Below are 13930 nucleotides of genomic sequence, written 5' to 3'. Positions count from 1 at the left end.
CAGCAAAGCCCAGGCTCGTAGGGCAAAATTGGTCAGGATATGACTATTTACTCGCAGACAGCACCGACCACCCCGACCGGCGGCGGGTCGGTGCTGGACGGCATTTCCGATTGGGCCGTTTCCATGATGGAAACCATCGGCGCGCCCGGCGCCGGTCTGGCGATCGCACTGGAAAACCTCTTTCCACCACTGCCCAGCGAAGTCATCCTGCCGCTGGCGGGCTTCACAGCAAGCCGGGGTAGCTTCACCCTGTTCGAAGCCATCTTCTGGACCACCGCAGGCTCAGTGGTCGGTGCGCTGATCCTGTACCTGCTGGGCGCCTGGCTGGGACGCGACCGGATGCGGGCCATCGTGTCCCGGGTCCCACTGGTCGATCTGGAGGATGTGGACCGCGTAGAGGCCTGGTTCGACCGCCACGGCTACAAGGCAGTGTTCTTCGGCCGGATGATTCCGCTGTTTCGTAGTCTGGTCTCCATCCCGGCGGGCATCGAGCGGATGTCGATCTGGATATTCATTGCCCTCACCACCGCAGGAAGCCTCATCTGGAACTGCATCTTCGTGCTGGCCGGTTTCTACCTCGGGGAAAACTGGCACGTTGTCGAAGCCTATGCGGACGTGTTCCAGAAAATCGTGATCGCCGCCGTCGTCGTATTCCTTGGCTACTTTGTGGTCAGCCGGATCCTGAAGATTCGCCGCAAGCGGGCTGAGCGGGACCCGGCCTGACACACCGCCTCCTGCCGATGGTGCAGCTGTGGCGAGTGTCCCCAATCGCCCGAGCAGCAGTGGCGGGTTCGAGGCGTGCTTCACCCGCCAACTGCGCAGGAGTTCCCGACGGCGTCGTGCCCACCACAGCCGTCCCAAAAAGCCTTGGCATCGCCCGCCTCCGGTTGTATGGTTAGTTACATCAGTAACTAACCAATTGACCAGCTGACCGGTCACCGGAGGGCCAGATGATCGATGACAGTAGGCCCATCTTCCTTCAGATAGCCGAAGAGATCGAAAACGAGATTGTCGAGGGAACCCTGGCCGAAGAGGCGCAGGTCCCATCAACGAACGAGTTTGCCGCTTTCCATCGCATCAACCCGGCGACCGCCGCCAAGGGCGTCAACCGGCTCGTGGACGAGGGCATTCTCTACAAGCAACGGGGAATAGGAATGTTTGTTGCCACCGGTGCCCGCGCCGCGCTCCTGCAGCGCCGGCGGGACCAATTCTTTGACCAATACGTCCGCCCGCTGGCGGTAGAGGCTCGGAAGCTGGGAATCAGCCCCTCCGAACTGGCGGAAATGGTCCGCTCCAGCGAATCAGTTTCGAGGGGAACACCATGAGCAGCGTTATCGAAACACATGATCTGATCAAGACCTACCGCAATTCCACGGCGCTCGACGGGGTGAGCCTGTCTTCTACTTCACGGCGATGATGGTGCTGTTCCTGGTTGGCTTCTGGGCCGCGACCATCTACAAACGGTGGCAGACCACGGGACTCCTGATCACCGGGATCGGGACTGCAGTCGTGCTGATCGGCCTCGTCTTCTACCTCACCCGCCAGGAACTCTGGGGCCAGGTGGGCCAGTTCCTCAGCAGCCAGACCCAGCTGAGCGTCGCAGGCTGGCTCGCCGTCGTCGGCCTGGCGCTGGCGGGCGGGTCCTACCTCACCCTGCGACGGGCCGTGCCCTAGCTCAGCGTGGGGCGAACAGCTCACGTTGCAGATCGATGCCTGGCTGGTGGAGCATAGCGTCGATGCCCAGCTCCTGCGCGGCAGCGACATTGACCTGGGCATCATCAACGAAGGTGACCTCATGTGGTTCGGCGCCAAGGTCCCGCAGCACGTGTTCGAAGATTTCCCGCTGCGGCTTCACCAGCTGGAGCACCGAACTGAAGTACATCTTCGTGAAGTACCCGGTCCAGGACGCCTGCTCAAACCTGGCCACCATCGGGGCAGGCATATTCGAGAGCAGCGCCAGCCGGGCACCCTGGCTGCTGAGTTCCTCGAGGACATCGAGGGTTTCCAGGTTGAAGTGGGACCACTGGTTGGCATCCAGCGTGTCGAGCAGGTCCGTCCGGCTCTCAGTGACGTCGCGTCCGGTGACCAGCGACCAGTATTCGACGCTGGTCTTGCGGCCAGCATCGAAGTCTAACCGGTGCTGCCAGTAGGGCGAGCCGGGGTCCATCAGCTGGACGCCAGCAGCATCCTCGAGGTTCAGCCAGTCCTCGGGTGTGGGCGCATTGGAGATCACCATGCCGTAATCGAACAGGTACCACTGTGTCTTTCCCATACCTCAGGGTAGGGGACTGTGGCAGGTATCTCCCGGCGCGCGGGTGAACGTTAGGTAAAATCCGTCGGTTCAACCCGTAGCGTTGACCCGGTGGGAATTGAGTTCACAGCAATCGACTTTGAGACAGCAAACGGGTTCCGTGGCTCGCCCTGCGCGGTTGGCTTGACCAAGGTGCGGGACGGCAGGATCGTGGACGAGGCCCACTGGCTGATGCGCCCTCCCGCGGGGCACGACCATTTCGACTGGCGCAACGTACGGATCCACGGCATTTCTCCGGAGATGGTGGCGACCCAGCCACGGTTTGGGGACCTATTCCCGGAGATCGGTGCTTTTATTGGTGACGATGTCCTGGTGGCACATAACGCGGCCTTCGATCTGGGCGTCATCAGGTCGGGACAGGAAGTTTCCAACATCGCGGGCCCGGCCTACAACTACACCTGCACCGTGGTGCTCTCCCGGCGCAGTTATTCGCTGCCCTCGTACTCGCTGCCCTTCGTCGCCGAGGCGGCCGGAGTCCCGCTGGTCAACCACCATGATGCAGTTGAGGATGCCAGGGCGTGTGCCGGCATCATGATCGACATCGCCAGGATGAACGGTGCGGACTCGCTGGCAGAACTAGCCGCGCTGCAGCGGCTCCCACTCTCGATCCAGGATGCCTACGTACCGGGAATCAACCCTGTCTCGAAGGCGACGCGCGGTGCCCTGGCCCGTGGCCCGGTTGCTACCCGGACCGGCCCCTCCGGGTGGCCCGAGGAGGGCTTGAACCCGCCCGCGAATGGCGCAGCCGATCCGGCGAACCCGCTGTACGGCCAGACGGTGGTGTTCACCGGCACGCTCGGCATGCCCCGTCCGCAGGCCAAGGAACGGGCCGCGTGGCTCGGCGCCCAACCAGCGAGCACGGTCACCCAACGCACCACAGTATTGGTGGTGGGCGACGGATTTGAGGCCTCGGATCTGCGCAATGGACGCGTCACCGGCAAAGCCCGGCGTGTTCTCGACCTCCACGAGCGAGGCCAGCGGATCGAGGTCCTCTCGGAAGCCGAGTTCCTGCAGATGACTGAGGGCCGCTGGCCCGTCGACAGTCCCTGACCGGTCTACGGTCCCTGACCTGCTTACGGTTCCAGCCGCTCTACAGGGCCAGCTGGACCCCGGTGAGCTCTTCCGACGCGTCGATCAGCCGGGAAGCGGTGTTGCGCTCGCGGGCGTGCGGATGCGCCGGCACCGACGTCGGGTGACCCCGTAACTGGAACCAGCCGCTCGGCCCGCAGTAGGAGCCGTTGTCGACGCCCGGATCACCCACCGCCCGAACCAGTGGCCACGCCCCGGTGTCCTTGCCGTGCGAGACGGGTGCCAGCACGCGGCGCTGTGCAGCGGGTGGGGTGTCGTTCAAACCGATTCCGGGTCGGTGCGGAGTGAGCATGTCCAGGGCCAGACCCGGATGGGCCACGATGCTCTGTACCGGGCTCCCCAGCAGGTGAAGCCGGGCAGCGAGTTCGAAACCGAAGGTCATGACAGCCAGCTTCGACGTCGCGTAGGAGCGCGGATTGTTGTACTTCGCTGGCATCAGGTCGGCAGTGTTCAGCCGGACCCAGCGGTGGCTGATGCTGCCCAGATGAACCACCCGGCCGCGCGCAGCGGTGAGGGCAGGCAGCAGGCCCGCTGTGAGGGCAAAATGTCCCAGGTGGTTGGTGCCGAACTGCAGCTCAAAACCATCCGCCGTGTGCTGGCGTCCGGCCGCGCCCACAACTCCGGCGTTCGCCAGGAGCGCATCGAGGGGACCCCGTGAGGAGAGCACTTCCACGGCCTGCCGTACCGAGTCGAGCCGGGCCAGATCGAGCTCCTGGTAGTGGACGTCTGCGTGGGGAACCCTGCGCCGGATCGCTGCAATGGCCGCTGTGGCCTTCTGTTCATTGCGCGACGCCATCACCACGGTCGCCCCGGCCGCCGCCAGCTGCTCGCAGGCAAAATAGCCGAGCCCGGCGTTCCCTCCGGTGACCACCACGGTGCGGCCGCTCAGATCCGACAGGTGAGCGGGACTCCAGTTATCCATGAGCCAAGACTAGGCACAGCAGGGGCCAGCCCAAGAATCGACCAGAACCTCCCCAGGGAAAGGCTCAGCCGGTCGAGGTGGTTTCCACCAACAGCTGGGCCATCGCGCTGACGGTTTCGGCACCGTCCAGCAAGGACACCCACGCGGCGGGCAGCCCCTGCACCCCGTAGAGCGCGCCGAGAATGTTGCCGGCGATCGACCCCGTTGTGTCGCTGTCACCGTCGTGATTGACAGCGAGGCATAACGCAGCGCGGAAGTGGTCCTCTGCTCCCGCGGTCGTCTCGGTTGCCAGCACCGCATACACGGCAATCGCCAGGGCTTCGTCAGCTGTCCACCCACCGCCGAGGGCTGCCGTCATCAGCTCAGGCGAGACACCGCCGTCGTCGGCCAGTTCGACAGCGGTCTCAAGGAGGCGGACCAGCTCGGGTACCGCCGAAGCGTCTGCCCGGGAGACGGCGGCAGCCACCGCCTCAGCGAGAGGCTTCCCATCACGGGCGATTGAGTGGATCAGGACGGCGACCACGGCAGCGCCGTGCTGGGCCGTGGGGTGGCCGTGGGTCAGTGCGGCGGCGTTCATCGCCAGCCGATCGGCAACCTCGACAGGAATATGGGGCACCAGCCCAAACGGGGCGGAACGCATCACCGTGCCGGAGCCTTTGGCGTCAAGATTCAGTGGCCGCGCCTGGGTGCCCATGTCTCCGCTGCGGAGTGCGCTGAGGCACGCCGCGCCGGGCCGGCGGCGGTGCTGAAGGACTTTCTGGGCATCGATCCAGCGGGGCGGGGGAGCAGGCGCCGACGACGACGGCGTCTCGCCCTGCGTCGCCAGCCACCGCAGGTAGGCCAGCCACAGGCAGGCGGTCTCATCAGCCGCCACTCCATCATTGGCCCATTGGATGGCATCAACGAGTCCGTCGACCGTATACAACGTGAGCTGGGTATCGTCGGAAAACCGGAACGTGTCCGGCAAAGCGTCGGGGGAGGTCACACCGTGTGGACCGTAGGCTGTCCGGATGGATTGCAGGTCGAGTTCTTCGACGGCATAGCCGAGGGCATCGCCGAGGGCACCGCCCAGCAGGCAGCCATGAACACGGTCGGAATAAGTCGGGGCAACAGGCACCTCAACAGTCTAGTGTCGGGTATGGTGCTACTGCCCCGTCCACCGGCGTCGCCCGCTCACAGCGGGCATCCAGCAACAAGTGGAACGCTGGACGGGTTTGCCTGACCGGATCGTACGGTCCCGACAATAGAGTCGACCCCCATCTCGACTCTCCCATTCAGCTTGAAGGAATACGTTCACCATGACGCAGACATCTCTGCCCAGCCACGATCTGCACGCGGACCCGGAACACTCCGGGCGCGCTGCCGGGATCAAAGACTTTCCACTGGTGGCCCGGTCCCTCGCCGAAGCAGCAGGCTCGTTCCTGCTGGTCCTCGCGGGACTGGGCGTCACCATCCTGAACACCCAGACGGGTGTTCAGCCGACTCTCGCCTTCGGTCTGGCGCTGATCGGAGCGATGGTCGCGTTCGGCTATGTGTCGGGGGGGCACTTCAACCCGGCGGTCACGCTCGGCTCGGCAATCGCAGGTAAAACCTCGTGGGCCTCGGTACTGCCCTACATTGTGGCGCAGGTGGTCGGCGGCGTTGTCGCAGCAGTGTTTATCTGGTTGCTCCTGAGCGCCAACCAGCAGTTTGCCGGTAGCGTCCAGGCCCTGTTCGCCGTCTCGGCCAACGGTTACGCAGACAATTCGCCCACCCAGTTCGCCCTGAGCAGCGCTCTCCTCGCCGAGGTTGTCGGCACCGCGATCTTTGTCGCCGTCGTGCTGGGGGCTACCTCCCGCACCGCCACCGGTGCGCTGCGCAACGCCGGTGGGCCCTTCGCCATCGGGCTGGTCTACGCCGCGCTGCTGACCTTCCTGCTCCCCATCACCAACGGGTCGTTGAACCCAGCCCGGTCAACCGCCGCCGCCATCTTCTCCGAAGGCTGGGCCATCGAGCAGCTGTGGCTGTTCTGGGTAGCACCGGTGCTCGGCGCAGCGATCGCTGGACTGATCTACCGCAGCACCGAGCTGTTTGGTGGACGCAAGAGTGAAGCCGGGGTGGCTGGGCCGGCCGACGGATCCGTCGCCGCACCTGCCGACGACGACGCAGCCCCGGCAGCCACCGGGGTCAACGCCCCCTCGCAGACCACCGGGGTGACGTCGGCTGACCGCTACCCGGCCGGCCATGCACGCACCGGTGACACGGCCGAGGACGGTCAGGTTGACCGTCCCGCCGGGACCGACGAGGCACGGACGTTCTTCGACGGATCCGACGATCGCCGCGACGAAAAGTAGGCTAAAACCCGGCCAAAGTCCGCACCGCCGGGAACCCTCCGCAGGAATGTCAGTGGCGGCCGGTAGCTTGGAATCATGAGGCTACTGCACACATCCGATTGGCACCTGGGACGGTCGTTCCACGGTGTGGGTACCCTTCAGGCGCAACGGATTTTCATCGACCACCTCGAGAAATCTGTCCGCGAGCATGAAGTCGATGTGGTGCTGATCGCCGGCGACGTCTACGACCGTGCACTGCCCGGCGTGGACGTCGTCGGCCTCTTCGACGACGCGCTGGATCGTCTCACCGGGGCCGGAGCGCAGGTGGTGGTTTCCAGTGGAAACCACGACTCCGCCACCAGACTGGGATTCGGCGGTCGCATTCTGGAACGCGGCGGAGTGCACTTACGCACCCGGCTTGAGGACATTGCGCGGCCGGTCCTTTTCCCCCTTGACGACGACGGCGCCGAGCTGGCCGTCTATGGCCTGCCCTACCTCGAGCCGCGGCTGGTCGCAGGTGGGCTCGGAGCCGAGGCCCCGACACACACCAGCGTGACCAGGGCAGCCCTGGACCGGGTCCATTCGGACCTGGCGCATCGCCGGGCGGCCGGGACCGTCCGGTCCCTGGTCATGGCGCACACCTTCGCCAGCGGCGGTATCACCTCGGCCAGCGAACGCGATCTCAGCGTGGGTGGGGTTGGTGCCGTGCCCCTCGATCTCTTTGAATCCTTCGACTACACGGCCCTGGGGCACCTTCATGGCCAGCAGCAATTGGCACCCAATGTGCGGTACTCCGGTTCGCCCCTGCCCTATTCGTTCTCGGAAGCCAACCAGGCCAAGGGCGCCTGGCTGGTGGACATCAGCGCCGACGGGCTGGGTGAGGTCAGTGCAATTAACTGGCCAGGGTACCGCGAGCTGGCGGTCCTGGCTGGGGAACTTGAGGACCTGCTGGCGGACCCGCGCCATGACTGGGCCGAGAACGCCTATTGCCACATCACCCTCACCGACGCTGACCGGCCCGCCCAGGCTATGGAGCGCCTGCGGAGCCGCTTCCCCACCACCCTGGTATTGAACTTCGAACCGGCCGGTGACCGGCAACGCGCAGCGCAGACCTACAGCCAGCGCATCGCCACGGCCACTGATGATGTGGAGGTGTGCTGTGGCTTCTTTGACCACGTCCGGTCCCGTCCAGCGAACGATGGCGAACGCGCTGTCATCACCTCCGCCCTTGAGACAGTCCGTTCGGCACAGGTCGAACGGTGAGGATCCACCGCCTGGAACTTCAGGCGTTCGGCCCCTTCGCTGAACGCCAGCAGGTCGACTTCGACAGGTTGGGTGCCCACGGTCTGTTCCTCCTGAACGGCCCCACGGGCGCCGGAAAATCGAGCGTACTCGACGCGATCTGCTACGCGCTCTATGGATCGGTGCCCGGCGCCCGGCAGGGTGCAAAGCGGCTCCGCAGCGACCACGCACCCGAGTCGCTGGCCCCCGAGGTGACCTGCGAGTTCAGCGTGGGCGGTCGCCGGTTGGAAGTGATCCGCAATCCGCAATGGAATCGCCCGGCCAAGCGGGGCAAGGGGACCACCTCCGAGCCGGCCCGCACCCTGCTGAGGGAGCAGGTCGACGGCGAATGGGTCCAGAAATCCGCCCGAAACGATGAAGCCGGCGACGAGATCCAGACCCTTCTCGGCATGAATCGTGAGCAGTTCACCCGGGTGGTGATGCTGCCACAGGGCGAGTTCGCCGCTTTCCTTCGCTCCGATGCGAAATCCCGCCGGGAACTGCTGCAGCGGCTCTTCTCGACCGACCGTTTCGAGCAGGTGGAGCAAGTCCTCGCTGAACGAGCCCGGGCGCTCGGCGGCCGGGTCGCCGACGCCGAAGCCGGGTTGACCCACATCTTCCGTCGGGCCCTGGATGAGGTGGAGCGCCATGCTCTCATGGGGGGCGAGGCGGACCCCGCCCCCGATTCCGCCTCTGGGTCCGACGCGGCTCCGGAAACCCAGGAAGCCGGACCGGAGACCATCAGCGGCTTGCAGTTGCGTCTCGCCGGTGCGCTGGAAAGTGCAACCCAGACTTCGACCAAGGATTCGCTGGAGCTTGCTGCATTCCGACAGGCACACCAGGAGACGTCGGCCCTCCACGCGCGCCAGGGTGCACTGGCGAAGTTCAGGGCTGACGAGGCCGCGCATCTGGCCCAGCGTGAGGATGCGGAAGCGTTTCAGGCTGCAGTGGAACGGGATCGGAAGGCCCGCATCCTGGAAGGTGGCCTCCGCTCATTGGATCAGGCAGAGCGGACGCTCAGCCACGCCACCGCCGGGGCGAAGGTCGCAACGCTCCGGATCGCCGAATCCGAGGTGGCCGGATCCCTGGTGCCCGGACTCAATCCCGACGACGTCATTTCCGTCATCACCGCCGCCGACGGCGTCGATGTGAGCCCTGTCGGCGTCGACGGCGCGGGGTCCAGCCTTGACGAGACGATCGGCGTGCTCGATGCTGCCTGCACCAGTGCCACCTCAGACCTCGGGGTGCTGCGCTCGGCACTGCCGGAGGAACAGCGTCTGCAGTCGCTGGAGCACAGGCTCGCCAAGGCGGCGGCTGAGCAGGAACGGATTGAGGCAGCCCTTGCGGACTGCTCGGGTGCCCAGGCGGAGGTCCGCGCCGAGGCCGCCGAAGCCCGTGCGGAGCGTAGCGAGCTTGAGCGTCAGGTCAACCAGGAATCGACGCTGGGGGAGCGGGTGGCAGAGGGCAAGCGGCTCCTGACCACGATCGCGGCCCTCGAGACCGCGCGAGACAGGGTCCTGGGCGAGGAGGAGAAGTACACGGCAGCCGAACGGCGCTTCCTAGAGCTCAAGGGTCACTGGCTGGATACCCTCCGGCAACGCCTGGAACAGGCTGCAGCCGAGTTGGCTGACCGGCTCACCGACGATAGTGACTGCCCGGTCTGCGGCAGCCGGTCCCATCCCCGGCCGGCCTCGGCCGATCTGGACACCCTGGTCACCCACGACCAGGAAGAGGCTGCACACCGGAAGCAGGACGCCGCCGAGCAGGAGCTGGACCGGATCCGACGAGTGCGGGACGAGGCAGTCCTGGAGGCCGCCAGGTTGGAGGCGCAGGGTGGTGGCAGGGATGCTGCCGACGTGCAGGAGGACCTCACGCGGGACACTGGCCTGCTGGCGGAAGCCGTCGCAGCACGACAGGCATTGGAGCGCGTCACGGCCCGGCTGGTCGAGTTGACCGAACGCGAAGAAAGCCTCACTGCCACCTATAACGGGTTGACAACTTCCCTTGCTGAACTGCGGTCACTGATTGCCGGGCTGGAGGAACAGCGAGGGGAAGTGACTGGGCGGCTGGTCACGCTCCGCGATGGGTATGACACCCTGGCCGAACGGATTACTCAGCTGTCGGCGGGACACGAAGCTATTGCCACCTGTCGGGACGCCCTGCAGGGCCTGATCCGTGCCCGCGACGGCCACGATCAGGCGTTTGGCTCGCTGGCCGAGGGACTGTCGAACTCGTCATTCGACGACCCGGATGAGGTGCGCGCGGCCCTGCTGCCGTCGGCTGAGCTGCAGCGCGCCGAGCAGTTCCTCAGCGGCTATCAGCGCACCACGCACCGGCTGGAAGCTGATCAGGGCCTGCCGGAGATTGCCGGGGCACTTCAGGACGAGGCAGCCGGTCTGCTGGCAGTGACCCGCGAAGTGCTTGAAGCAGCGGCAGCGGCGGAGAGTGAATCGGCTGCACGCGCCGCGAAAAGTGAGGTCAGACGTCGGATGATCGAGGAGTCGGCCGCACAGCTTGAACGCTATGCAGCCGAAATGGGTCGCCAGGAGAAGCTGGTGCTGCCGCTGCGGACCGAGTATGAACTCGTGAAATCCTTGGCCGACACCGCGGCCGGAGGCGGAGACAACTCGTACAAGATGAGTCTTGGCACCTACGTGCTGGCTGCACGCCTGGAGCAGGTAGCGGATGCAGCGACTGAACGGCTGCTGGCCATGTCTGATGGGCGCTATGCTCTCGTGCACAGTGATGCGCTATCGGGCAACAAGAAGTCGGGCCTGGGACTCGACGTCATCGACGGCTGGACCGGAAATACGAGGGACACGGCAACCCTCTCAGGCGGCGAATCCTTCATGGCGGCCCTGGCGCTCGCCCTCGGCCTGGCCGACGTCGTTCAGGCCGAGTCAGGGGGAATCGAGATCGAGACACTGTTCGTTGATGAGGGCTTCGGTAGTCTCGATGACCAATCCCTGGATCAGGTCATGGACGCTCTGGAAGGGCTTCGGGACGGCGGCCGGATGGTGGGGCTGGTCAGCCACGTCGCCGAACTCAAGCAGCGCATCACCGCCCAGCTTCAGGTGATCAAGGGACGAAACGGATCCACCCTGCGGATTGTCGACCAGTTACCGGTCGACCAACTGCCCATCGACCAACTGCCCATCGACGATCAGCCCACCGGTCCGCATCAGACGGATGGGCTGCAGACGGTGTAAATTGAGGGTTGTCACCGGGTTGGGCGCATCGGGAGGGGGGACGATGCGCAATCAGCTGTATCCGGAAAGACCCTCACCATGACACTACCCGCAGTATCAGCTAGCCGGCTGGGACGCTATGGCCGGCTCCCGGCCCTCGCCGGATCTTCTTTCCTCACCATCGGCTTCTTCGCCCGGCTGCCCCTTGCCATGTTGACTGTCGGGGCCCTGACCCTGGTTACGGCGGCCAGCGGGTCGGTAGCAACCGGAGGGTTTGCCGCCGGAGCGGTCGGCGTCGGTTCGGCGCTGGGAGCCCCTATTCTCGGGTACCTTGCCGACCGCACCGGGCAACGGCCCGTGCTGCTCGTCTCGGCGGTCCTGAACACTATGGCGATTGCCTGGTGGTCACGGCCAGTTACTCAGTGCCTGACTTTTCGGCGGCCTCCACCGCACTCATTCTCGGGGCAGCCTTCGGCATGGGATTGACCTGCCCGCAGATCGGGCCACTGGCCCGGGTGCGGTGGATCGCCCTGACCCGCGGAACCCAACAGGGCGATCTGGATACGGCGCTGTCCTACGAGAGCACCGCGGATGAACTGACCTTCGTTCTGGGGCCAGCACTTGTGGGCCTGTTGGCGAGTGTGATTGCCCCCTGGCTGCCGCTGGCCCTCGCCGCCGTGCTGACCATCGTCATGGTGAGCGCGTTCGCAATTCACCCCACGGTCCAGGCCGTGGTGCCGCTAAGCCGGCGTCCTCACCCTGCCCGGGAGGGGGAGCCCAGCACCCGCCGGAGGGAGCCCGGCAGCCGACGGTTCTGGTTGCTGGTTCCGCTCCCGGTGCTTGGCATGGTTGCAATGGGTACCTTCTTCGGCTCAACGCAGACGGCCCTGATCGCGTTCGCCGGCGAGTTCGGGGCTGCGACGTCGGCGGGTCTGCTGTACGCCGTGATGGGTCTGAGCTCAGCGGCGGCGGCGCTGTCGGTGGCGTACTGGTCAGCCCGATTCTCGGCGTCGTTTCGCTGGATCATCTCCGCTGGCGGGATGAGCCTGCTCAGCCTGTTCCTCTTCATCCCGCAGGAGGTCCCGCTGATGCTGCTGGTGCTGTTCGTCCTGGGTATCCCGGTGGGACCCACGATGGTCACGATTTTCAGTATTGGCTCCCTGGTGGCCCCGAAGGAACTGATGGGAACGGTCATGACCCTGCTGGCCAGCGGAATTGTCGCTGGGACGGCGATCGGGGCCGCAGTGGCCGGGACCCTGGCGGAAGCAAACGGCTTCAGTTCTGCCTTCGTGGTTCCGGTAGCTGCGGCTGGTGCGCTGCTGGTGCTGGGAGTCGTTTCATTGACGGTGCCCCGGCAGCATCAATCCGATTAGCCCGCTGCACCCCACCCAGCACCCTCCCTGCGCCCCTCAGCGCAACTGTTGTTCGATGGTCCGCGCGCAGTCCGCGAGTTGAGCACCAAGCTCCGCCGGAGTGTGCTGGCTGCGGATGTAGACCAGCGCTACGGCTGCCGGTAGTTGACCGGGGATGCGGACCGATACGGCTACCGAGGAGACGCCCTCAATCACCTCATCGTGGCTCACCGCGTAGCCGGTGCGCTGCGCGGTGCGGGCGGCTTCCCGGTACTGCTGGCCAGGGGCAAAACGAGCCCAGTCCTGTTCAGTCATTGCCGATTGGATGGCAATTCCCGGCGCTCCGGCGCTCACCGAGTGGCGGGTGCCAGGGCGCTGGGCAACGGTGGCACCGGTGTGCCGGGGCTCTACCGTGACCAGCGTGACGCAGTCATGTTGGTTCAGGACGGCAACGAAGGCGGTCATGCCCAGGCTATTGGCCAAATGGGTCAGTTCGGGCAGCGCCGCCGACTGCAGATCGCCCGCCACGCCGCGGGCCAGCGCGGCGAGGCCGGGGCCCGCCTGCACCCGACCCGCAGCATCCCTCACCACCAGCGAGTGGTCTTCAAGGGTCCGCAGGATGCGGTAGGCGATGGAGCGGTGCACCCCAAGCTGCGTGGACAGCTCGGCGATGGACAGGGGGGTGCGCGCTTCGGCCAGGATTTCCAGGGCACGGATGCCCCGGGAGAGGGTCTGGGAATGTGATGACGGTGCCACCGTAGCGCTGGTCTGCACACTGTCCATGGCGTCCTCTCGGGTGGGCGGCTGTTGTCTTCGTCACTTCCGCCAATATTTCACTATCAGAATGAATTGTTCAACTATAGAACAGCTAGGCTGTCCTTAACGCTAGTACAGGCACGTCAAGGGAGTTTGACCATGACCGCTTCACCGCAGGACGGGAGTGCAGCCAGCAGTGGCGCACCCGCACGTCGGCGCTCCCTGAACGTACCGCGGGCCCACCACTTCAGGGGAAGCCTTGGCCGGTTCGCGACCGGCGTCGCGATCGTCACCTTCGACGGCGCCACCAAGCGTCATGGGATCACCGTCAATTCCTTTACCTCGGTGTCAATGGATCCGCCGCTGGTGCTGGTGAGTATCGCCCGCAGCACCACGGCCCACGACGAGTTGGCCGGCAGACCGTTCACCGTCAACATCCTCGGCGCCGAGCAGCGCCAACTGGCCCTGCACTTCGCCGGGCGACCCGTTGATGAGCCGCTCTGGGTCGAGGGGGAAGGTGCGCCACGTCTGGGGAACGTCCTGGCCTACTTTGAGTGCACTCCGTGGGCAGCGTACGACGGCGGCGACCACACCCTGTACCTCGGCGAGGTGCAGGATTTCAACTACCGCAAGGGCGATGCCCTGGCGTACGCCAACAGTAGCTTCACGACCATCCCGGAAGACCAGCTGGGGATGGAAGACCTACTCTGACCGGGTCC

The 13930-nt window shown here is 65.6% G+C and carries 12 protein-coding genes and 1 pseudogene; 9 read left to right on the top strand and 4 right to left on the bottom strand.

All coding sequences use genetic code 11. The annotated features are described in order from the left end of the window. Positions 1-39 precede the first annotated feature (39 nt). From DDA93_RS09515 to DDA93_RS09505, 3 genes are all read left to right on the top strand, one after another. A complete protein-coding gene (locus DDA93_RS09515; RefSeq protein ID WP_116778635.1) occupies positions 40-723 on the top strand; it encodes a DedA family protein in 684 nt (227 codons plus the stop codon). Between the two features lie 227 nt (positions 724-950). Beyond that, positions 951-1325, top strand: coding sequence for a GntR family transcriptional regulator (locus DDA93_RS09510; protein ID WP_024476304.1), 375 nt, complete (start codon positions 951-953; stop codon positions 1323-1325). 88 nt (positions 1326-1413) lie between these two features. Further along, positions 1414-1674, top strand: coding sequence for a hypothetical protein (locus tag DDA93_RS09505; RefSeq protein ID WP_024476305.1), 261 nt, complete (start codon positions 1414-1416; stop codon positions 1672-1674). Position 1675: 1 nt separating this feature from the next. Here the strand turns inward: DDA93_RS09505 and DDA93_RS09500 are convergent, their stop codons facing one another. Beyond that, entirely contained in the window at positions 1676-2272 is a 597-nt protein-coding gene (locus DDA93_RS09500) for an HAD family phosphatase (RefSeq protein ID WP_019481211.1), read from the bottom strand. 90 nt (positions 2273-2362) lie between these two features. Here DDA93_RS09500 and DDA93_RS09495 point away from each other — a divergent pair, with 90 nt between their 5' ends. Further along, positions 2363-3361 carry an exonuclease domain-containing protein gene (locus DDA93_RS09495; RefSeq protein WP_024476306.1) on the top strand — a complete coding sequence of 333 codons (999 nt, stop codon included), beginning with the start codon at positions 2363-2365 and terminating at the stop codon, positions 3359-3361. A 40-nt stretch (positions 3362-3401) separates the two neighbouring features. On the opposite strand, the gene DDA93_RS09490 is transcribed toward DDA93_RS09495, so the two are convergent. Continuing rightward, positions 3402-4322, bottom strand: coding sequence for an SDR family NAD(P)-dependent oxidoreductase (locus DDA93_RS09490; RefSeq protein WP_116778634.1), 921 nt, complete (start codon positions 4320-4322; stop codon positions 3402-3404). Positions 4323-4386: 64 nt separating this feature from the next. Next, complete coding sequence (locus DDA93_RS09485; protein WP_116778633.1) at positions 4387-5439, bottom strand: ADP-ribosylglycohydrolase family protein; 1053 nt, start codon at positions 5437-5439, stop codon at positions 4387-4389. Between the two features lie 181 nt (positions 5440-5620). Between DDA93_RS09485 and DDA93_RS09480 the strand changes: the two genes are divergently transcribed. The 4 genes and pseudogenes from DDA93_RS09480 to DDA93_RS09465 all read left to right on the top strand — a co-directional run bounded on the left by DDA93_RS09480 (position 5621) and on the right by DDA93_RS09465 (position 12476). Further along, positions 5621-6655, top strand: coding sequence for an aquaporin (locus DDA93_RS09480; protein WP_116778632.1), 1035 nt, complete (start codon positions 5621-5623; stop codon positions 6653-6655). 75 nt (positions 6656-6730) lie between these two features. After that, the gene (locus tag DDA93_RS09475) at positions 6731-7897 is read left to right on the top strand and encodes an exonuclease SbcCD subunit D (RefSeq protein WP_116778631.1); all 1167 of its coding nucleotides are present in this window, start codon (positions 6731-6733) and stop codon (positions 7895-7897) included. Next, positions 7894-11124, top strand: coding sequence for an SMC family ATPase (locus DDA93_RS09470; RefSeq protein WP_116778630.1), 3231 nt, complete (start codon positions 7894-7896; stop codon positions 11122-11124). Before DDA93_RS09475 ends, DDA93_RS09470 begins: the two co-directional genes overlap by 4 nt. Before the next feature lie 78 nt (positions 11125-11202). After that, positions 11203-12476: pseudogene (locus tag DDA93_RS09465) on the top strand (MFS transporter). A gap of 36 nt (positions 12477-12512) precedes the next feature. Here DDA93_RS09465 and DDA93_RS09460 read toward each other — a convergent pair. Continuing rightward, a complete protein-coding gene (locus DDA93_RS09460; protein WP_116778629.1) occupies positions 12513-13238 on the bottom strand; it encodes a helix-turn-helix domain-containing protein in 726 nt (241 codons plus the stop codon). A 132-nt stretch (positions 13239-13370) separates the two neighbouring features. Between DDA93_RS09460 and DDA93_RS09455 the strand changes: the two genes are divergently transcribed. Continuing rightward, positions 13371-13922: a flavin reductase family protein gene (locus DDA93_RS09455; RefSeq protein ID WP_243400576.1), complete on the top strand. Its 552-nt coding sequence runs from the start codon at positions 13371-13373 to the stop codon at positions 13920-13922. Positions 13923-13930: the final 8 nt, after the last annotated feature.

This window comes from Arthrobacter sp. Bz4 (assembly GCF_003075455.1).
Lineage (GTDB): Bacteria > Actinomycetota > Actinomycetes > Actinomycetales > Micrococcaceae > Arthrobacter_D.
Note: the sequence above shows the minus strand (reverse complement) of the source record. Positions and strands in the feature narration are given on the sequence as shown.